We start from the raw sequence: 19,310 nt of genomic DNA, 5'->3' as shown, positions 1-19,310 counted from the left end.
GCGGCCGGGCGCCCCGCGCTCAGGAGGCGCGGAGGCGGTCCTTGGCGCGCAGCATCTCCCGGTCGGCCAGCTCGAACGCGGTGCCCAGCGCCTCCCGGACGCTCACCCCGGCGCCCCCGTCGACCTCGGCGAAGCCGATGCTCACGCCGACCGGGGTGCCGGGGACCAGCGACTCCCAGTCCTCGGTGTGCACGGCGGCCTGGATCCGCCGGGCCACCTCGGCCGCCTCCGCCATGCCGGTCTCCGGCAGCACCACGACGAACTCGTCCCCGCCGTAGCGGGACACGAAGTCGCCCCGCCGCATCACCCGGTTGATCACCCCGGCGATGCGTTGCAGCACCAGGTCGCCCGAGTGGTGGCCGTGCCGGGTGTTGACGGCCTTGAACCCGTCGAGGTCGCAGACGGCGATGACCACCCGCTCGCCCCGGGCCACCACCGCGCCGATGTAGCGCTCCAGCCGGCGCCGGTTCGGCAGCCCGGTGAGCGGGTCGGTGAGGGCCTCGCCCTCGTAGCGCGCGGCCTCGCGGCGCATCTCCTCGTGGTCGATTCGGGCGGCGATGCCGTCGATGTAGACGTCCCGCAGCCGGTCGCTGCGCTGCGCGGCCAGCCGGAACGCGTGCCGGTCGGCCCGGTGCGCGGCGGCATGGTCACCGGCCCGGGTGAGCGCGACGCTGCGCAGCCGGGGCGCCTCGGCTGCGCCCAGCGTCTCGTCGGAGACCCGGATGGTGTCCAGCCGGGTGACCGCCTCGATCGGCCGGCCCTCGGCGACGGCCAGGCAGACCTGCCCGAGCTGGCGCAGGTCGCGGGCGCGGGCGCTGTCCCCGCCGTGCCCGAGCAGCCGGGCCGGGTCGGCGTCCCCGCCGGAGTCCACCCGGTCGCCGAGCGCCGCCCGGCGGGCCGCCGCGTAGCCGTAGGCGGCCAGGCTGCTCGGCCGGAGGCTGCCGGCGCGCCCGCGGCGCAGGAACCGGGCCAGGTCGCCGGCCACGTCGCGGAGCACCCGCAGGCAGCCGTCGCTGTCGCCGTTGTGGTCCAGCGCCACCGCGTTGCGCAGCCGGATGCCGGGCGCCGCGAAGGTCTCCTCGGGGATGCCGGCGGTCAGCCCCACCTGCCGGGCGCGTTCGATCGCGCCGAGAGCGTGGCCGTGGAAGCTCAGGTAGGAGTAGGCCATCGCGAGGTCGTGCCAGCCCCAGGCGGTGTCCCGGTCCGGGTCGTCGTCGGCGCCCAGTGCCCGGGCGGCCCGGACCAGGTGGCTGACGCAGCGGTCCAGCGCGCCCTGGTGGTGTGCGGCGAGCGCGGCGAGGGCGTGGAGGTGCCCGTGCAGGTAGGGCTCGGCCAGGTCCCGGACGGCGGCGGAGGCGTCCTCGATGGCCCGGGTCAACTCCGCCGTCCGACCGAGGTTGATCAGTGCGGAGAGGCGCTGCACCAGGGCGTCCGCCCGCGCACACGGGTCGTCGGTGGTGCGGATGACCCGGTCCAGCAGCGCGCACGCCTCCGCCGAGCGGCTGACCTCCTGCAACGCCCGGGCGCGCCGGAGGGCGTCAACCTGGTCCTCGACCCGGTCGAGCCAGCCCACTCGCAACCTCCTGTCGGTGTGCTCCCGGACGCACCCGCTCGTGAGGTGACCCGCGACGCTTCATGATTATGTCGTGACCTCCCTCCCGCAACACCCGTCCGAAGAGTCAGAACGCGAGCGCCCCTCACTGGTGGTCGCCCGGGCGGCCCGCGCCCTGGCCGCGGCGGGTGTGGAGGCGGCCCGCGCCGAGGCCGAGCAGCTGGCCGCGTACGTGCTGGACGTGCCGCGCGGCCGGCTGGCGCTGGCCGACGGCTTCACCCCGGCGCAGCGCGACCGCCTCGACACGCTGGTCGACCGGCGGGTCGCCCGGGAACCCCTGCAGCACCTCACCGGCGTCGCCGGCTTCCGCCACCTGGAGCTGGCGGTCGGCCCGGGCGTCTTCGTGCCCCGGCCGGAGACCGAACTGCTCGCCGGCTGGGGGATCGCGCAGGCGCGCCGGTGGGCCGCGCCGGTGGTCGTCGACCTGTGCAGCGGGTCCGGCGCGATCGCGCTGGCGGTCGCTCAGGAGCTGCCGTCGGCGCGGGTGGTGGCCGTGGAGCGGTCCCCGGCGGCGCTGGACTGGCTGCGCCGCAACGCCGCCGAGCGGGCCGCGGCGGGGGACCGGCCGATCGAGGTGGTCGCCGCCGACGTGACCGATCCCGCGCTCCTGGCCGACCTGGTGGGCCGGGTCGACGTGCTGCTCTGCAACCCGCCGTACGTGCCCCGGTCGGTGGTGGTGGCGCCCGAGGTGGCCGGCCACGACCCGGACGAGGCGGTGTTCGGCGGCGCGGACGGGCTGGACGTGATCCGCCCGGTGGTGGGCCGGGCCGCCGCGCTGCTGCGCCCCGGCGGCGTGCTCGGCGTCGAGCACGACGACACCCACGCCACGGCGGTGACCGCGCTGCTCGCCGCCGACGGCCGGTACGAGCGGGTCGAGGAGCACCATGACCTCGTCGGGCGGCCCCGCTGGGCGACCGCGTCCCGCCGGGCGGACGGCCAGCACGCCGACGCCGCCCCGGCGTGGCAGACTGGCTCCTCGTGATGCTCTACGACTGCCGGTCGCCGGCAGACCGGGACCGCGGCATCGAGGCGGCCATCGAGGCGGTCAAGAACGGGGAACTCGTCGTCCTGCCGACCGACACGGTCTACGGCGTCGGCGCCGACGCCTTCACCCCGTACGCGGTCAAGGCCCTCGCGGACGCCAAGGGCGGCGCGCGGCAGGCGCCGCCGGTGCTGATCGGTTCCCGGCACACCCTCGACGGCCTGGTCTTCTCGCTGCCCCGATCGGCCCGCGAGCTGGTCGAGGCGTTCTGGCCGGGCGCGCTGACCATCGTGGTGGAGCACTCGCCGAGCCTGGCCTGGGACCTGGGCGACTCCAGCGGCACGGTGGCGGTGCGGATGCCGCTGCATCCGGTGGCCCTGGAGGTGCTGCGGGAGACCGGCCCCATGGCAGTGGCCTCGGCCAACAAGGTCGGCCAGCCCGCGGCGCTCACCGCCGAGGAGGCCCGCGACCAGCTCGGTTACGGCGTCCGCGCCTACCTGGAGGCCGGCCCGGCGCTCGACCCGGTGCCGAGCACCATCGTCGACCTGACCGGCGAGGTGCCCCGCGTGCTGCGCCAGGGTGCGGTGACGCTGGAGAAGCTGCGCGACGTGGTGCCGGACATCCTCGACGAGCGGGGGGTCTGAGTGCCGCCGTTCACCGTGCTGCACGTCTGCATGGGCAACATCTGCCGGTCCCCGATGGCCGAGCGCCTGCTGGTGCTGGCCGTCCGGGAGCGGTTGGGCCGGCTGGGCGCCGACCCGGCCCGCTCCGACGAGCTGGTGCACAGCCACAGCGCCGGCACCGGCGGCTGGCACGCCGGCGAGGAGATGAACCCGCCGGCCGCCCGGCAGGTGACCTCGCGCGGCGGCGCGGTGGACGGGTTCGCCGCCCGCCGGCTCCGCTCCGACCTCATCGACGCCGCCGACCTGGTCCTCACCGCCACCGCCGACCAGCACGAGTACGTGGTGGCGCTGCGCCCGGACGCGGCCGGGCGGACCTTCGTGCTGGGCGAGTTCGGCCGGCTGCTCGGCGCGCTGGACCGGGCCGGGCTGCCCCCGGTGGAGGCCACCCCCGACGCGGTGTACGCCCGGGGCGTGGCGCTGGTGGCGGCGGCGGACGCGGCCCGGCAGGGCACGACCGCGCTGCCCACCGACGACCTCGACGACCCCTGGGGTCGCGGCGACCAGTGCTTCAGCCGGGTGGCCGACGAGATCGAGGAGACCGTTCAGCCGCTCGCCGCCGCGCTGCTCCCCTGAGGTTCATCCTTTCTCGCGAACTTCCTGCGCGTTTCGCCGAAGATGGCGGCTAAACCGCCGATTCCGGTCATTCTGAACGGGTCCGTACGGCCGGCTCCTGCGGGGAGAGCTGATGAACCGGGCCCATCTCGACAAGCTGTTCACCGTCCTGCTCGCCGGCGTACTCGCCGGACTGGCCCTGGCCGCCGCCGCGCTGCCGGCGGCGCTGGTCTTCGGGCTCGGCTTCAAGAACCTGATGCCCTACGCCGCGCTGCCGGAGTCGCTGAAGACGCCGCAGCCGGCCCAGCGTTCCAACCTCTACGCCAGCGACGGCCGCACGCTGATCACCTCGTTCTACACCGAGGACCGGGTGGACGTGCCGGTCGGCGAGGTGGCGCCGGTGATGCGCCAGGCCATCGTGGCCGCCGAGGACGTCCGGTTCTACCAGCACCACGGCGTCGACGTGCGCGGCGTGGCACGGGCCTTCACGGCCAACCGGCGGGAGGGCACCCGGCAGGGCGCCTCCACGCTGACCATGCAGTACGTGCGCAACGCGCTGGCTGGTGACCCCCGGCTCACCGAGGAGCAGCGGGCCAGGGCCACCGAGATCACCCTCGGCCGCAAGATCCGCGAGATGCGGTACGCGCTGGCCCTGGAACGCCGGATCAGCAAGGACGAGATCCTGGGCCGCTACCTGAACATCGCCTACTTCGGTGCCGGCGCGTACGGCATCGCGGCGGCCAGCAAGCGCTACTTCTCCACCACGCCCGCCAAGCTCACCCTGGCCCAGTCGGCGCTGCTCGCCGGGCTGGTCCGGTCACCCGACACCGACGACCCGATCAACGGTGACGCCGACTCGGCGCTGGGCCGCCGGGCGTACGTGCTGGACCGGATGGTGGAGACCGGCCAGGTGGCCGAGGCGGACGCCGCCCGGGCCAGGGCCGAGCAGCTCAACCTCAAGCCCAGCGCCACCCCGAACGACTGCACCGCGGTGCCCGCCGCGCACAACGACTGGGGCTTCTTCTGCGACTGGTTCACCCAGTGGTGGAACGCGCAACCCGCCTTCGGCAAGACGGTCGACGAGCGGCAGCGCACGCTGCGCCGCGGCGGCTGGTCGATCGTCTCCTCGCTCGACGCGGACGTGCAGGCGAAGGCCGTCGAGCAGGTGCTGCGGATCTATCCGAACACCAACCAGCGGGCCGCGCCGACCGCGGTGGTGCAGCCGGGCACCGGCCGGGTGCTCGCCATGGCGGTGAACCGCGCCTACAGCGTGGCCCCGAACCCGACCGCCGGGCAGAACTACCCGAACACGGTCAACCAGCTGGTCGCCGGCGGTGCGGGCATCGAGGGCTACCAGGCCGGCTCGACCTTCAAGCTCTTCGCCGTCCTGGCCGCGCTGGAGTCCGGTCTGCCGCTGAACACCGAGTTCGACGCTCCCGGCGTCTTCGTCACCCGGTACCCGATCGACGGCGGTCCGGCGAGCTGCGGCGGCCACTGGTGCCCGGAGAACGCCAACCCGGCGTGGATGGACGGCGACCGCACCATGTGGGACGCGTTCGGCCGGTCGGTGAACACCTACTTCGCCTGGCTGACCGAGCGGGTCGGCGCCGACCGGGTGGTGGAGATGGCCCAGCGGCTGGGCATCGTGTTCCGCTCACCGGAGGACGCCAAGCTGGCCCGGGACGGCGCGAAGAACTGGGGACCGTTCACCCTGGGGGTCTCCTCCACCACCCCGCTCGACCTGGCCAACGCCTACGCCACGGTGGCCGCCGAGGGCACCTGGTGCCGGCCCACCCCGATCACCTCGATCAGCGACCCGACCGGCCGGAAGGTGGCCGCCGGCAACCCGGACTGCCGGCAGGTGCTCGACACCGAGGTGGCCCGGGCGGCGACGGACGCGGCCCGCTGTCCGGTCGGTGACCAGTCGATGTACCGCCGCTGCGACGGCGGCACCGCCGAGGAGCTCCAGCCGGGGCTGCGCCGGCCGTTGGCCGGCAAGACCGGCAGTTCGGAGCGGAACGCCACGGAGACGGTGGTCGCCTTCACGCCGCAGCTCGCCGTGGCGACCATCGCGGCGAACCCGGACAATCCCCGGGACGCCGTGGGCGGCGGGGTCCAGGTCCGCCAGATCGAGGCCGTGGGCCGCCTCCTCGCGTGGGCGTTGCGCGACCAGCCCGTCCTGGACTTCGTCCCGCCGAGCCAGACGGTGGCCTTCGAGCGCACCAGCCCGCGCACGGGCAACTGACCGCCGGGGTCAGCGGGGACCGGACCGCTCGGCGCCGCGGGCGATGTTGCGGGCCATGCCGCCGAAGACGACGGCGTGGAACGGGGTCACCGAGGCCCAGTAGAGGTGGCCGGGGAGGCCCTGGGGGAGGAAGACGGCGCGCTGGACGTACCGGCTGCGGCCGTCGCCGGCCGGCTCGACCCGCATCTCCAGCCAGGCGCGGCCGGGCAGCCGCATCTCGGCGCGCAGCCGCAGCAGCTCCCCGGGGACGATCTCCTCGACGCGCCAGAAGTCCAGCGCCTCGCCCACCTGGAGGCGGTGCGGGTCGCGCCGGCCCCGGCGCAGCCCCACCCCGCCGATGAGCCGGTCCAGCCAGCCCCGCACGGACCAGGCCAGCGGGAACGAGTACCAGCCGTGCTCGCCGCCGACCCCCTCGACGACCCGCCACAGCGCCGCCGTCGGGGCGTCCACCGCCCGATCCCGCACGTCGGTGTACGCCGTCCCGCCGGACCACTGCGGATCGCTGGGCAGCGGCTCGGCCGGAGCATCCGGTCCGCTCGCGGTCGACCACCGGGTCTCGACCTGGCCGTCGCGGACCTTCGCCAGCGCCAGGGTGACCGCCTCGTCGAAGCCGGTCAGCCCGCCGGGCGGGTCCGGCACGTACCGGGCGATGTCGTGCTCGCCGGCGACCGCCTCGTGGACCAGGCTCTCCACCAGCGGCCGGGCGATCGAGTTCGGCACCGGCGTCACCCAGCCGACCCAGTACGAGGAGAGCGCCGGGGTCAGCGGCCGCACCGGCAGGATGACCCGGCGGCGCAGCCCGGCGACCCGCGCGTACCGCTGCATCATCTGCTGGAAGGTGAGCACCTCCGGGCCGCCGATGTCGAACCCCCGGTTCACGTCGGGCGGCAGGTCGACGCAGCCGACCAGGTAGCGCAGCACGTCGCGGACGGCGATCGGCTGGATCCGGTTGCGCACCCAGCGCGGGGTGACCATGCCCGGCAGCCGCTCGGTCAGGTGTCGGAGCATCTCGAACGAGGCGGAGCCGGACCCGATGATCACCGCGGCCCGCAGCACGGCCGTCGGCACCCCGCTGTCCAGGAGGATCCGGCCGACCTCCGCGCGCGACCGCAGGTGCGGCGACGGGACCTTGCGGTCCGCCGCCGGCTCCGGCCCGCCCAGATAGACGATCCGGCGTACGCCCGCGGCGCGGGCCGCGGCCGCGAAGTTGACCGCGGCCTCCCGGTCGGCCGCCTCGAAGCTCCGCTGACCGAGCGAGTGGACCAGGTAGTACGCCACGTCCACGCCCTCGAACGCGGCCGGCAGCGTGTCCGGCCGGCGCAGGTCGCCCTCGGCGATCTCGGCCCGGGACGCCCACGGCACGTCGCGCAGCTTCCCCGCCTTGCGGGCCAGGCAGCGGACGGTGTGCCCGTCGGCCAGCAACCGGGGTGCGAGGCGGCCCCCGATGTAACCCGTGGCGCCGGTGACGAGGCATCTCACAGCTTCCAGTCTGCGGCTCCGTAGACTCCTTCGCTGTGGAGAACGCGAGGGACACCTTCTGGGGGCCGGACTTCCAGCAGCTCAGCGCCGCCGATCCGGAGATCGCCGAGGTGGTGCTGGGGGAGTTGGCGCGGCTGCGCGGCGGCCTGCAACTGATCGCCAGCGAGAACCTCACCTCGCCGGCGGTGCTGGCCGCCCTGGGCTCCACCCTGACCAACAAGTACGCCGAGGGCTACCCGGGTCGCCGCTACTACGGCGGCTGCGCCGAGGTGGACCGCGCCGAGGAGCTCGGCATCGCCCGGGCGAAGGAACTGTTCGGCGCCGAGCACGCCAACCTCCAGCCGCACTCCGGCGCGAGCGCCAACCTGGCCGCGTACGCCGCCCTGGTGCAGCCCGGCGACACCGTGCTGGCCATGGACCTGCCGCACGGCGGGCACCTCACCCACGGCAGCCGGGTGAACTTCTCCGGCAAGTGGTTCCACCCGGTCGGCTACACCGTCCGGCCGGACAGCGAGCTGATCGACTACGACGAGGTGCGCGACCTGGCCCTGGCGCACCGTCCGAAGCTCATCATCTGCGGCGCGACGGCGTACCCGCGGCTCATCGACTTCGCCCGGTTCCGGGCGATCGCCGACGAGGTCGAGGCCTACCTCATGGTGGACGCGGCGCACTTCATCGGGCTGGTCGCCGGCCGGGCGATCCCGTCCCCGGTCCCGCACGCCGACGTGGTCACCTGCACCACCCACAAGGTGCTGCGCGGCCCGCGCGGCGGCATGATCCTCTGCCGGGAGTCACTGGCCGCCCGGATCGACAAGGCCGTCTTCCCGTTCACCCAGGGCGGCCCGCTGATGCACGCGGTCGCCGCCAAGGCGGTCGCCCTCCGCGAGGCCGCCCAGCCCGAGTTCCGGGCGTACGCCTCCCAGGTGGTCAGCAACGCCCAGGCCCTCGCCGACGGCCTCGCCGCCGAGGGCATGCGGCCGGTGTCCGGCGGCACCGACACCCACCTCGCCCTGATCGACCTGCGGGAGACCGGGGTGACCGGCGCCGCGGCCGAGGCGCGCTGCGACGCCGCCGGCATCACGCTGAACAAGAACGCCATCCCGTACGACCCGCAGAAGCCGATGGTCGCCTCCGGCATCCGGGTCGGCACGCCGAGCGTCACCACCCAGGGCATGCGCGAGGGCGAGATGCGCCAGATCGCCACGCTGATCGCCCGGGCGGTGCGTACCGACCCGGAGTCGACCGGGGGCGCGGACGAGCTGGGCCGGATCGCCGGCGACGTGACCGAGCTGGTCGGGGCCTTCCCGGCGTACCCCCGTGGCTGAGCCCGGGACGCGCGCGGCGGAGGCGGTCGCGGACCGGGGCTGGCGGCTGCGCCACCTGCCGGTGCTGGTGGTCGCCTCGGTGCTGATGGCCGCCGTGGCGGCGGTGGCCGGCGGGCTGGCCCGGGGCGCGGACGGCGCGCTCGGCGCGGCGGCCGGGGTGGCCGTCACCGCCGTCAGCTACACGCTCACCACGGTCGTGCTGGCCTGGGCGGACGCCCGGGACCCCCAGCTCGTGCTGCCGTTCGGGCTGGGTGTCTACATCGCCAAGATGACCCTGCTCGGCGGGGTGATGGTGCTGGTCGCGTCGACCGGATGGGCGGGGCTCGTCCCGTTCGCGCTCGGCATCGCCGCGGGTGTGGTGGTGTGGACCGGGGTGCACATCTGGTGGCTGGCCACGGTGCACGCCCGCCGCGTCCACCGCTGACCGATCCCAGTCTGCGGACGGCGCGCGGGTGTGTCCGCGATCGGTCATTCTCTCAGTGGCGGGAGGGGAGTAGCGTGCCTCCAGACGACTTCGCCCGCCCGTGTCCCACACAACAAGGTTGTGCGGGGGGTGAGGCACAGCCTCTTCGGCTCGACTGATATCGTTCGCCCCGTCATGGCCGGTGACCAGAAACCCCCCAGCACTGGCGGCCCGGGCGACGATCCGTCCGGTGCCGGCCAGGGTTGGACCGCGCTCAGCTACCTCATCGGAGGCATGCTCGTGTGGGGCTTCATCGGCTGGCTGGTCGACCAGTGGCTCGACCTCGGCGGCATCGCCACCGGGATCGGCGTCGTGCTCGGCATGGCCGGGGGAATCATCCTGGTCGTCCGCCGACTCGGCACGCCTACTTAGGAAGGGACGCGGTGTTCGGACAGGCGAACGTCCTGGCTCAGGGCCAGGCGGAATTCCCACCCAGTGTGGAGGACTTCTACCTGCCCAGCATCCTGCCCTGGGGTGCGCACGACAACTACTGGGTCACCAAGATCACGCTGATGGTCTGGCTGGCCGTCGGGGTCCTGATCCTGTTCTTCCTGCTCAGCTACCGCAACCCGAAGCTGGTGCCGACGAAGAAGCAGTGGTTCGCCGAGTCGATCTACGGCTTCGTCCGGAACAACATCGCGGTCGACATGATCGGGCACGCGGGCGTGCGGTTCGCGCCGTACTTCACCACGCTCTTCTGCTTCATCCTGCTGACCAACGCGTTCGCGATCATCCCGTTCTTCCAGATCTCGCCGAACTCGCACATCGCGTTCCCGGCCTTCCTCGCCGTGATCAGCTACGTGATGTTCAACTGGATCGGCATCCGGCACCACGGCTTCGTCAAGTACTTCAAGAACTCCCTGATCCCGCCGGCGCCCTGGTACATCCTGCCGCTGCTGATCCCGATCGAGTTCTTCTCGACGTTCCTGGTCCGGCCGTTCTCGCTGGCCGTTCGTCTCTTCGCGAACATGTTCGCCGGCCACATGCTCCTGCTGGTCTTCACGCTCGGCGGCTTCGCCATGATCAGCGCCAACACCTGGCTGGCGCCGGTCTCGGTGCTGTCCTGGGTGATGACGATCGCGCTGACCTTCCTCGAGTTCCTGGTGATCTGTCTGCAGGCGTACGTCTTCACGGTGCTGACCGCCAGCTACGTGCAGGGTGCGCTCGCCGAAGAGCACTGATCCACACTTTCGCACCAACCGTTGTCGTCCCGCGTGACCGTCACGCGTGATAACCAGGAGGAACCGCAATGAGCATCCTTGCCGAGGTAACGGGCAGCACCGCTGCCATCGGTTACGGCCTGGCCGCCATCGGCCCGGGCATCGGCGTGGGCCTGGTCTTCTCGGCCTACATCCAGTCGACGGCCCGCCAGCCGGAGTCGTCCCGGATGACCCTCCCGTACGTCTGGATCGGCTTCGCCGTCATCGAGGCGCTCGCGCTGCTGGGCATCGCCTTCGGCTTCATCTGGGCCGGCACCGCCGCCTGATCCACCCCCTCTGACCGGGAGGTTTCCCATGTACTTCCTCGCCGCTGAGGGTGGTGAAGCGGCCCACAACCCGATCATTCCCGCCTGGGAAGAGATCGTGGTCGGTGGCATCGCCTTCATCGTGCTCTGCTTCGTGCTGATGAAGTTCGTCTTCCCGCGCATGGAGCAGACGTTCCAGGCCCGGGTCGACGCGATCGAGGGCGGCATCAAGCGCGCCGAGGCCGCCCAGGCCGAGGCGAACCAGCTGCTCGAGCAGTACCGGGCCCAGCTCGCGGAGGCGCGTACCGACGCCGCCAAGATCCGCGACGACGCCCGGGCCGACGCCGAGGGCATCCGCCAGGACATCCTCGCCAAGGCGCGCGAGGAGTCCGACCGGATCATCGCGGCCGGCAAGGAGCAGCTCGCCGCGGAGCGGGCCACCATCGTGCGCGAGCTGCGCACCGAGGTGGGCACCATCGCGGTCGACCTGGCCAGCCGGATCGTCGGTGAGTCGCTCGCCGACGAGGCGCGTCGCAAGGGCACCGTGGACCGGTTCCTGAGCGGTCTCGAGAGCACGGGGGCCCGCTGATGCAGGCCGCCAGCCGGGAGTCGTACAAGGTCGCGGCGGACCGCCTCGACGAGTACGCCCGCGGCGCGGAGCCGTCGGCGGTGGCCACCGCCGCCGACGACATCCTCTCCGTCGCCGCCCTGCTGCGGCGCGAGCCGCGGCTGCGCCGGGCGCTCTCCGACCCGGCCCGGTCCGGGTCGGATCGGGCCGGCCTGCTCGGCGACATGCTGCGCGGCAAGATCGGCGCCGACGCGCTCGACCTGCTCGCCTCGCTGGTCTCCGGCCGCTGGTCGGCTCCGTCGGAACTGCTCGACGGCGCCGAGCGGCTGGGCGTCGAGGCGCTCCTGGCGAGCGCCGACAAGGCCGGTGAGCTGGGCGAGGTCGAGGACGAGCTGTTCCGCTTCGGGCAGGTCGTCTCCGGCTCCCCGGAGCTGTCCAGCGCGCTCTCCGACTCGATGGCCCCGGCCGGGCAGCGGGCCACCCTGGCCGACCAGCTGCTCGCCGACAAGGCCCGGCCGATTACCGGCTACCTCGTCGGGGCCGCGCTCGCCGGCTTCGGGGGACGCTCCTTCACCGGGGCGCTCACCCGGCTGGTCGAGCTGGCCGCCGACCGGCAGGACCGCCAGGTCGCGTATGTGACCGTGGCGGCCCCGCTGAGTGACGAGGAGGAGCGACGCCTGGGTGCCCGCCTGACCCAGATGTACGGTCGGGAGGTCTCCGTCAAGCAGACGGTGAACCCCGACGTGCTCGGCGGAGTGAGTGTGCGGGTCGGCTCCGACCTGTACGACGGCACCGTCCTGCGCCGCCTCAACGAGACCCGCAACGCGCTCGCGAAGCGCTGATCAGCGTCTTAGCAGCCCTGATTCGACGCCATCGGACCGGTCGGTACTAGGTATCCCGGGCCCCTGATACTTAAGGAAGCAGAGGATGGCCGAGCTGACCATCTCGACGGAGGAGATCCGCGGCGCCCTGGAGCGCTACGTCTCCTCCTACTCGACCGACGTCTCCCGCGAGGAGGTCGGCACCGTCTCCGACACCGGCGACGGCATCGCCCACGTCGAGGGCCTGCCTTCGACCAAGACCAACGAGCTGCTGGAGTTCGAGGACGGCACGCTCGGCGTGGCGCTGAACCTCGACGTCCGGGAGATCGGCGTCGTCGTTCTCGGTGACTCCGCCAAGCTCGAGGAGGGGCAGCGGGTCAAGCGCACCGACCGGGTGCTTTCAGTGCCGGTCGGCGACGCCTTCCTCGGCCGCGTGGTCGACGCGCTCGGCCAGCCGATCGACGGCCTCGGCGACATCGCCGACGAGGGCTACCGCGAGCTGGAGCTGCAGGCTCCGAACGTGATGGCCCGGCAGTCGGTGTTCGAGCCGCTGCAGACCGGTATCAAGGCGATCGACGCCATGACGCCGATCGGCCGGGGCCAGCGGCAGCTGATCATCGGTGACCGGAAGACCGGCAAGACCACTGTCGCCCTGGACGCGATCCTCAACCAGCGGGAGAACTGGCGCTCCGGCGACCCGAAGAAGCAGGTCCGCTGCATCTACGTCGCCATCGGCCAGAAGGCCTCCACGATCGCTTCGATCAAGGGCCAGCTGGAAGAGGCCGGCGCGATGGAGTACACCACCATCGTGGCCTCCCCGGCGTCGGACCCGGCCGGCTTCAAGTACATCGCCCCCTACACCGGCTCGTCCATCGGGCAGCACTGGATGTACGGCGGCAAGCACGTCCTGATCGTCTTCGACGACCTGAGCAAGCAGGCCGAGGCGTACCGCGCCGTGTCGCTGCTGCTGCGTCGCCCGCCGGGCCGCGAGGCGTACCCGGGTGACGTCTTCTACCTGCACTCCCGCCTGCTGGAGCGCTGCGCGAAGCTCTCCGACGAGCTGGGTGGCGGCTCGATGACCGGTCTGCCGATCATCGAGACGAAGGCCAGCGACATCTCGGCCTTCATCCCGACCAACGTCATCTCGATCACCGACGGCCAGATCTTCCTCGAGACCGACCTGTTCAACCAGGGCGTCCGGCCGGCCATCAACGTCGGCACCTCGGTCTCCCGGGTCGGTGGCGCCGCCCAGGTGAAGCCGATGCGCAAGGTTGCCGGTTCGCTGCGGCTCAACCTGGCCCAGTACCGCGAGCTGGAGGCGTTCGCCGCCTTCGCCTCCGACCTGGACAAGGCCTCCCGGGCCCAGCTGGACCGCGGCGTCCGCCTGGTCGAGCTGCTCAAGCAGCCGAACTACTCGCCGTACCCGGTGCAGGAGGAGGTCGTCTCCGTCTGGGCCGGCGTCGAGGGCAAGCTGGACGACATCCCGGTGGGTGAGGTCCGGCGCTTCGAGTCGGAGTTCCTCCAGTACCTGCGGCACAAGCACGAGGGTGTGCTGGCCGGGATCGCCGACAACCAGTGGGGCGACGACATCACCGGCTCCCTGGACGCGGCGATCACCGAGTTCAAGCAGGTCTTCCTCGGCAAGGAGGACGAGCGTCGGGTCAACGACGCGCCGGCCGCGCCGCTGGAGGGTGACGAGAACCGCGAGACGGTGACCCGCTTCCGCGACGGCGCGACCGACCGCCCGGCCGAGAGCTGATCCCATGGCGGCCCAGGTACGCGTTCTTCGTCAACGAATCCGCTCGGCGAAGTCGATGAAGAAGATCACCAAGGCGATGGAGCTCGTGGCGACGAGCCGGATCGCCAAGGCCCAGGCCCGGGTGGAGGCGTCCCTGCCGTACGCCCAGGCCATCACCGGTGTGCTCACGGCGCTGGCGTCCAACGCACGGATCGACCACCCGCTGCTCACCCCGCGCGAGCGGGTGCGGCGGGCGGGTGTCCTGCTGGTCACCAGCGACCGTGGCCTGGCCGGCGGCTACAGCTCCAACGCGATCAAGACGGCCGAGTCGCTGATCGCCCGGCTCCGGGCCGATGGCAAGGAGCCGGTGCTCTACGTCGTCGGGCGCAAGGGCGTCGGGTTCTACCGGTTCCGCGACCGGCCGATCGAGGAGAGCTGGACCGGGTTCAGCGAGCAGCCGGCGTTCGCCGACGCCCGCACCGTGGGCGAGACGCTGATCAAGGCGTTCACGGCCGGTGCGGACGACGTCGACGGCGGCGCCGGGGTGGACGGGGTGCTCGGCATCGACGAGCTGCACATCGTCTACACCGAGTTCCACTCGCTGATGACCCAGACCCCGGTCGCCAAGATCATCGGGCCGATGCAGGTCGAGGATCGGCCGCGCTCCGAGGGGCTGTTGCCGGCCTACGAGTTCGAGCCGGAGGCGGAGGTGCTGCTCGACGCGCTGCTGCCGAAGTACATCAACACGCGGATCTACGCGGCGTTGATCGAGTCGGCGGCGAGCGAGTCGGCGGCCCGGCGGCGGGCGATGAAGAGCGCCACCGACAACGCCGAAGAGATGATCGAGAAGTACACGCGTGAGATGAACACGGCCCGCCAGGCCGGGATCACCCAGGAGATCAGCGAGATCGTCGGCGGCGCGAACGCGCTTGCCGCGTCGGGAAGTGAAGTGTGATGACTGCCCCAGTAGAGACCAAGACGGCCACGGGTCGCGTGGTCCGGGTCATCGGCCCGGTCGTCGACGCCGAGTTCCCGCGCGACGCCATGCCGGCCCTGTTCAACGCCCTGAACGTCGACGTGAACCTGTCCGGCGGTGAGAAGACGCTGACCCTGGAGGTCGCCCAGCACCTGGGTGACAACATGATCCGCGCCATCTCGATGCAGCCGACGGACGGCCTGGTCCGCGGCGCGGAGGTGCGCGACTCCGGCTCGCCGATCACCGTGCCGGTGGGCGACGCGGTCAAGGGTCACGTGTTCAACGCGATCGGCGAGTGCCTCAACCTCACCGAGGGTGAGACCATCCAGGCCGACGACCGGTGGGGCATCCACCGCAAGGCTCCGGCCTTCGCGGACCTGGAGCCGAAGACCGAGATGCTGGAGACCGGCATCAAGGTCATCGACCTGCTCGCCCCGTACGTCAAGGGCGGCAAGATCGGCCTGTTCGGCGGCGCGGGCGTGGGCAAGACGGTGCTCATCCAGGAGATGATCACCCGTGTCGCCCGGAACTTCGGTGGCACCTCGGTCTTCGCCGGCGTGGGTGAGCGCACCCGCGAGGGCAACGACCTCATCGCCGAGATGACCGAGTCCGGCGTCATCGACAAGACCGCGCTGGTCTACGGCCAGATGGACGAGCCGCCGGGCACCCGGCTGCGGGTGGCGCTCTCCGCGCTGACCATGGCCGAGTACTTCCGCGACGTGAAGAAGCAGGAGGTGCTGCTCTTCATCGACAACATCTTCCGCTTCACCCAGGCCGGTTCCGAGGTCTCCACGCTGCTCGGCCGCATGCCGAGCGCCGTGGGTTACCAGCCGACCCTGGCCGACGAGATGGGCGAGCTCCAGGAGCGGATCACCTCCGTCCGGGGCCAGGCCATCACCTCGATGCAGGCGATCTACGTGCCCGCCGACGACTACACCGACCCGGCGCCGGCCACCACGTTCGCCCACCTGGACGCGACCACCAACCTGGAGCGGTCGATCTCCGACAAGGGCATCTACCCGGCCGTGGACCCGCTGGCGTCCTCGTCCCGGATCCTCGCCCCGGAGTTCGTCGGCGCCGAGCACTTCCAGGTCGCCACCGAGGTGAAGCGGATCCTGCAGCGCTACAAGGACCTGCAGGACATCATCGCCATCCTCGGCATCGAGGAGCTCTCCGAGGAGGACAAGGTCACGGTGGGCCGGGCCCGCCGGATCGAGCGCTTCCTGTCGCAGAACACCTACGCCGCCGAGCAGTTCACCGGCGTGCCGGGCTCGACGGTCCCGATCAAGGAGACCATCGAGGCGTTCAAGAAGATCAGCGAGGGCGAGTACGACCACTTCCCCGAGCAGGCGTTCTTCATGTGCGGCGGTCTCGAGGACCTCGAGAAGAAGGCCAAGGAGCTGATGGAGGGCTGAGAGCCCGATCACACTCCACAGAGGCCGCCCCGACGGATGTCGGGGCGGCCTCTGCCTGTTCACGGCCCCTCGTCACCAGATGCCCGGTTCGCGGACAAGCGGTCCGCCATACCGCGCGGTACCGTTCGTGACACGACGTTCACATCACGGGCGTTGATCTCTGCAACGAAACGGATCCCTGCGCCCGTCTACCAGTCGTGGGCGTGACGATTGGAGATGCTCGTGGGTAAGGCCGGCACGGACCGCGGCAAGCGGTCCCGGTGGCGTGGCGTGCCGCGCTGGGCCCGGGTCTGCACCATCCTCGGCGTCGTCATGATGGTGCTCAGCGGCTCCGTGCTGGTGGGCTACCACGCGCTGGTCGCCCGCTACGAGGGTGCGGTCGGCAAGGGCGACCTCTTCGGTGACCAGGCGGCCGGGGCCAAGGAGAAGAAGAGCGACATCAAGGGCCCGCTGAACATCCTGCTGGTGGGCGTCGACCCCCGCAACGCGAAGGCCCGCCCGCTCGCCGACTCGATCATGATCCTGCACGTGCCGGCCGGCATGGACCGGGGCTACCTCTTCTCGCTCCCGCGCGACCTGCGGGTGGAGATCCCCGAGTTCACCAAGGCCGACTACGCCGGCGGCACCGACCGGATCAACGCCGCCATGTCGCACGGCAGCGTGGTGCCCGGGCAGAACCCGAGCGCGGCGCAGGGCTTCGAGCTGCTCGCCAGGACCGTGCAGGAGGTCACCGGGATCGAGCGCTTCGACGCCGGGGCGATCATCAACTTCACCGGCTTCAAGAAGATCGTCGACGCCATGGGCGGCGTCGACATGACCATCGAGCGCGAGGTCAAGTCCGAGCACCTGCAGCCGGACGGCACGCCGCGCCAGCTCAAGCCGGGCGGCGGGGGCTACCTCGGCCCGCAGGCCGTCTACAAGAAGGGCAACGCCCACCTCAAGGGCTGGCAGGCGCTGGACTACGTCCGGCAGCGCTACCCGAAGAACGGCGTGCCCGACGCCGACTACGGCCGACAGCGGCACCAGCAGCAGTTCGTCAAGGCGATGGTGAGCCAGGCGTTCAGCGCCGACGTGGTGGCCAACCCGGTGAAGCTGGACCGGGTGCTCCGCGCGGCCGGCCAGTCGCTGGTCTTCAACGGCCGGGGCAACAGCGTCGTCGACTTCGCCCTCGCACTCAAGGGCATCCGGGCCGACTCGATCGAGACGATCAAGCTGCCCGGCGGCCCGGTCGAGACGAGCCGGGGCTACCAGGGCGAGCAGCTGCTGCCGCCCGCCGAGGACTTCTTCACGGCCCTGCACAACGAGCAGGTCGACGCGTTCCTGCTGGAGCACCCCGACTTCAAGCAGAAGAGCAAGTAGCGTGAGCGCCAACGGGCCCCGGCGGTGGTCGGGGCCCGTTGACGTGATCGTGGCGCAGCTCTCCCGACCCGCGTTGGGTGGGCTCCGGGGGCGCGACTAGACTTTCGGCAATCCGCCGCCGCAGCAAGGAGACAGCGTGGCACAGCAGCTTCACGTCGAGCTCGTAGCCGTCGAGGAGAAGGTCTGGTCCGGCGAGGCCGAAATGGTCGTCGCCCGCACGACCGAAGGTGAGCTGGGTGTGCTGCCGGGGCACGCGCCCCTGCTCGGCCAGCTCGCGGAACCCAGCCAGGTCCGCATCAAGCAGGCCGGCGGCGAGCAGCTCGCGTACGACGTGGCGGGCGGTTTCCTGTCGGTGTCCGGTGAGGGCGTGACCGTCCTCGCCGAGAGCGCCACCCCGGCCACTCCGGCCCGCTGAGCCGACCCGCCGATGGAGATCGTGGAAGGGATCGGAATCGGCGTAGCGGTCATCGCCGCGGCGCTTCTGATCCTCTTCATCCGGCGGGCCCTGTTCACCCGCAGCGGTGGCATCATCCGGCTCAGCGTCCGGGTGTCCACGATCCTCGACGGCCGAGGCTGGTCACCCGGCTTCGGCCGTTTCGTCGGTGACGAACTCCGCTGGTACCGCATGTTCAGCTTCGCCCTGCGTCCCAAGCGGGTGCTCTCCCGCAAGACGCTCGCCGTGGAGCGGCGCCGGCTGCCCGAGGGCCAGGAACGGCTCTCCATGCCGGCCGACTGGGTGATCGTGCGCTGCACCAGCAACCACGCCCCGGTCGAGATCGCCATGGCACGGTCCACGGTCACCGGTTTCCTCTCCTGGCTCGAGGCCGCCCCACCCGGGGCGGCCTCGCCGCGTCTGGCCTCCCAGGACTGGCCCGCCGCCTGACCCGCCCCGCCCTGCCCGCCCTGCCCGCCCGTCTCCGGTCCGGTCCGGTCCGGTCCGGTCTCATGATCCACTCCGCCTCGCCGAGCTGGCGCTATCGGGCGGCGCCGGATGCCGCCACCTCGGCGAACTGGAGTCGATCTCATCCGGTCAACCGGGCCTGTCGACCAGGTGAAGGCGGAGCGCCCCGGGCGGCGTTTGGTCCGCGCCTCATGAGGCGAAACCAGACCTCGCCCTCTTCCATGATCGACTCCAGCTCGGCGGGGTAGCCCTATCGCTCGGGGCCGGACCCCGCCACCTCACCGACCCGGAGTCGATCACCCCCGGCGGGCCCGCTCGGTCGCCCGGCATTCTGGGGCAAATGTCCGGCTCGGCACCCGGTCCCAAGCCTAGGTGGAACGCCATGTGTGTCTCCGGGGCCGGGATACCTCCATGGCGTTCCACCGACGGTCCCGGGGTGGGCGCCGTGTCCGGTTCGTCGGGTGGCCGGCGGCACCCTGGCGGCGGAATGGTGGGCGGGCGGGGGTCGTTGTATACGGGTGAACGACCGAGGACCACCCCGCCCCCTGGCGTGACCGGCCCCGGTGACCGCCCGCCGAGGCGGGACTGCCCGGCCGGGAATGACGGTGGCCGGCCGGTCGTTGTACATGGTCCCGGCGCTGCGAAGAGGCCCCGCCCCGCGCGCCGGATGATCCCCCCAAGACTTTCCCTTTGAGCGCCTGACGGTGCTTGCGCACACCACCCTCA

Annotated in this window: 19 protein-coding genes; 17 read left to right on the top strand and 2 right to left on the bottom strand. The window is 72.0% G+C overall.

Annotation, left to right across the window (positions count from 1 at the left end; all coding sequences use genetic code 11):
• Positions 1-19 precede the first annotated feature (19 nt).
• On the bottom strand, positions 20-1,573 hold the full coding sequence (locus tag ABZS80_RS13905) for a GGDEF domain-containing protein (protein ID WP_355056059.1): 1,554 nt from the start codon (positions 1,571-1,573) through the stop codon (positions 20-22).
• A 73-nt stretch (positions 1,574-1,646) separates the two neighbouring features.
• Between ABZS80_RS13905 and prmC the strand changes: the two genes are divergently transcribed.
• The 4 genes from prmC to ABZS80_RS13885 all read left to right on the top strand — a co-directional run bounded on the left by prmC (position 1,647) and on the right by ABZS80_RS13885 (position 6,074).
• A complete protein-coding gene (gene prmC / locus ABZS80_RS13900) occupies positions 1,647-2,594 on the top strand; it encodes a peptide chain release factor N(5)-glutamine methyltransferase (RefSeq protein WP_355056058.1) in 948 nt (315 codons plus the stop codon).
• On the top strand, positions 2,594-3,238 hold the full coding sequence (locus ABZS80_RS13895; protein ID WP_355056294.1) for an L-threonylcarbamoyladenylate synthase: 645 nt from the start codon (positions 2,594-2,596) through the stop codon (positions 3,236-3,238). Before prmC ends, ABZS80_RS13895 begins: the two co-directional genes overlap by 1 nt.
• Entirely contained in the window at positions 3,239-3,850 is a 612-nt protein-coding gene (locus ABZS80_RS13890) for a phosphotyrosine protein phosphatase (protein WP_355056057.1), read from the top strand.
• 112 nt (positions 3,851-3,962) lie between these two features.
• Entirely contained in the window at positions 3,963-6,074 is a 2,112-nt protein-coding gene (locus ABZS80_RS13885) for a transglycosylase domain-containing protein (RefSeq protein WP_355056056.1), read from the top strand.
• A gap of 9 nt (positions 6,075-6,083) precedes the next feature.
• On the opposite strand, the gene ABZS80_RS13880 is transcribed toward ABZS80_RS13885, so the two are convergent.
• Entirely contained in the window at positions 6,084-7,553 is a 1,470-nt protein-coding gene (locus tag ABZS80_RS13880) for an SDR family oxidoreductase (RefSeq protein ID WP_355056055.1), read from the bottom strand.
• Positions 7,554-7,588: 35 nt separating this feature from the next.
• Here ABZS80_RS13880 and glyA point away from each other — a divergent pair, with 35 nt between their 5' ends.
• The 13 genes from glyA to ABZS80_RS13815 all read left to right on the top strand — a co-directional run bounded on the left by glyA (position 7,589) and on the right by ABZS80_RS13815 (position 18,566).
• A complete protein-coding gene (gene glyA / locus ABZS80_RS13875) occupies positions 7,589-8,878 on the top strand; it encodes a serine hydroxymethyltransferase (RefSeq protein WP_355056054.1) in 1,290 nt (429 codons plus the stop codon).
• The gene (locus ABZS80_RS13870) at positions 8,871-9,302 is read left to right on the top strand and encodes a hypothetical protein (protein WP_355056053.1); all 432 of its coding nucleotides are present in this window, start codon (positions 8,871-8,873) and stop codon (positions 9,300-9,302) included. The genes glyA and ABZS80_RS13870 overlap by 8 nt, the downstream gene beginning before the upstream one ends.
• 174 nt (positions 9,303-9,476) lie before the next feature.
• On the top strand, positions 9,477-9,713 hold the full coding sequence (locus ABZS80_RS13865; protein ID WP_151461928.1) for a hypothetical protein: 237 nt from the start codon (positions 9,477-9,479) through the stop codon (positions 9,711-9,713).
• 11 nt (positions 9,714-9,724) lie between these two features.
• On the top strand, positions 9,725-10,522 hold the full coding sequence (gene atpB, locus ABZS80_RS13860) for a F0F1 ATP synthase subunit A (RefSeq protein WP_355056052.1): 798 nt from the start codon (positions 9,725-9,727) through the stop codon (positions 10,520-10,522).
• Between the two features lie 68 nt (positions 10,523-10,590).
• A complete protein-coding gene (locus ABZS80_RS13855; RefSeq protein ID WP_151461930.1) occupies positions 10,591-10,827 on the top strand; it encodes a F0F1 ATP synthase subunit C in 237 nt (78 codons plus the stop codon).
• A 28-nt stretch (positions 10,828-10,855) separates the two neighbouring features.
• Positions 10,856-11,395: a F0F1 ATP synthase subunit B gene (locus ABZS80_RS13850; protein WP_154228419.1), complete on the top strand. Its 540-nt coding sequence runs from the start codon at positions 10,856-10,858 to the stop codon at positions 11,393-11,395.
• Complete coding sequence (locus ABZS80_RS13845; RefSeq protein WP_355056051.1) at positions 11,395-12,216, top strand: F0F1 ATP synthase subunit delta; 822 nt, start codon at positions 11,395-11,397, stop codon at positions 12,214-12,216. Before ABZS80_RS13850 ends, ABZS80_RS13845 begins: the two co-directional genes overlap by 1 nt.
• An 85-nt stretch (positions 12,217-12,301) precedes the next feature.
• Entirely contained in the window at positions 12,302-13,954 is a 1,653-nt protein-coding gene (gene atpA, locus ABZS80_RS13840) for a F0F1 ATP synthase subunit alpha (protein WP_355056050.1), read from the top strand.
• Between the two features lie 4 nt (positions 13,955-13,958).
• Positions 13,959-14,888: a F0F1 ATP synthase subunit gamma gene (locus ABZS80_RS13835; protein WP_355056049.1), complete on the top strand. Its 930-nt coding sequence runs from the start codon at positions 13,959-13,961 to the stop codon at positions 14,886-14,888.
• The gene (gene atpD / locus ABZS80_RS13830) at positions 14,888-16,324 is read left to right on the top strand and encodes a F0F1 ATP synthase subunit beta (RefSeq protein ID WP_355056048.1); all 1,437 of its coding nucleotides are present in this window, start codon (positions 14,888-14,890) and stop codon (positions 16,322-16,324) included. Before ABZS80_RS13835 ends, atpD begins: the two co-directional genes overlap by 1 nt.
• 216 nt (positions 16,325-16,540) lie before the next feature.
• Positions 16,541-17,683, top strand: coding sequence for an LCP family protein (locus ABZS80_RS13825; RefSeq protein ID WP_355056047.1), 1,143 nt, complete (start codon positions 16,541-16,543; stop codon positions 17,681-17,683).
• 136 nt (positions 17,684-17,819) lie between these two features.
• Positions 17,820-18,098 (top strand): F0F1 ATP synthase subunit epsilon, encoded by a 279-nt coding sequence (locus tag ABZS80_RS13820; RefSeq protein WP_091318756.1) that lies wholly within the window; start codon positions 17,820-17,822, stop codon positions 18,096-18,098.
• 12 nt (positions 18,099-18,110) lie between these two features.
• Positions 18,111-18,566, top strand: a complete 456-nt coding sequence (locus tag ABZS80_RS13815; RefSeq protein WP_151461937.1) for a DUF2550 domain-containing protein — start codon at positions 18,111-18,113, stop codon at positions 18,564-18,566.
• The last annotated feature ends 744 nt before the right edge of the window (positions 18,567-19,310 follow it).

The sequence above is a fragment of the Micromonospora sp. NPDC005305 genome, from assembly GCF_040607315.1.
GTDB lineage: Bacteria > Actinomycetota > Actinomycetes > Mycobacteriales > Micromonosporaceae > Micromonospora.
This window is presented reverse-complemented; position numbering and strand designations above follow the sequence as displayed.

Bases quoted from the DNA above. Each gene is read 5' to 3' on its own strand.
- atpD (WP_355056048.1), top strand. From the start codon at position 14,888: ATGACTGCCCCAGTAGAGACCAAGACGGCCACGGGTCGCGTGGTCCGG.
- ABZS80_RS13815 (WP_151461937.1), top strand. From the start codon at position 18,111: ATGGAGATCGTGGAAGGGATCGGAATCGGCGTAGCGGTCATCGCCGCG.
- ABZS80_RS13850 (WP_154228419.1), top strand. From the start codon at position 10,856: ATGTACTTCCTCGCCGCTGAGGGTGGTGAAGCGGCCCACAACCCGATC.
- ABZS80_RS13865 (WP_151461928.1), top strand. From the start codon at position 9,477: ATGGCCGGTGACCAGAAACCCCCCAGCACTGGCGGCCCGGGCGACGAT.
- atpA (WP_355056050.1), top strand. From the start codon at position 12,302: ATGGCCGAGCTGACCATCTCGACGGAGGAGATCCGCGGCGCCCTGGAG.
- ABZS80_RS13825 (WP_355056047.1), top strand. From the start codon at position 16,541: ATGCTCGTGGGTAAGGCCGGCACGGACCGCGGCAAGCGGTCCCGGTGG.
- ABZS80_RS13885 (WP_355056056.1), top strand. From the start codon at position 3,963: ATGAACCGGGCCCATCTCGACAAGCTGTTCACCGTCCTGCTCGCCGGC.
- ABZS80_RS13895 (WP_355056294.1), top strand. From the start codon at position 2,594: ATGCTCTACGACTGCCGGTCGCCGGCAGACCGGGACCGCGGCATCGAG.
- ABZS80_RS13835 (WP_355056049.1), top strand. From the start codon at position 13,959: ATGGCGGCCCAGGTACGCGTTCTTCGTCAACGAATCCGCTCGGCGAAG.
- ABZS80_RS13855 (WP_151461930.1), top strand. From the start codon at position 10,591: ATGAGCATCCTTGCCGAGGTAACGGGCAGCACCGCTGCCATCGGTTAC.
- ABZS80_RS13845 (WP_355056051.1), top strand. From the start codon at position 11,395: ATGCAGGCCGCCAGCCGGGAGTCGTACAAGGTCGCGGCGGACCGCCTC.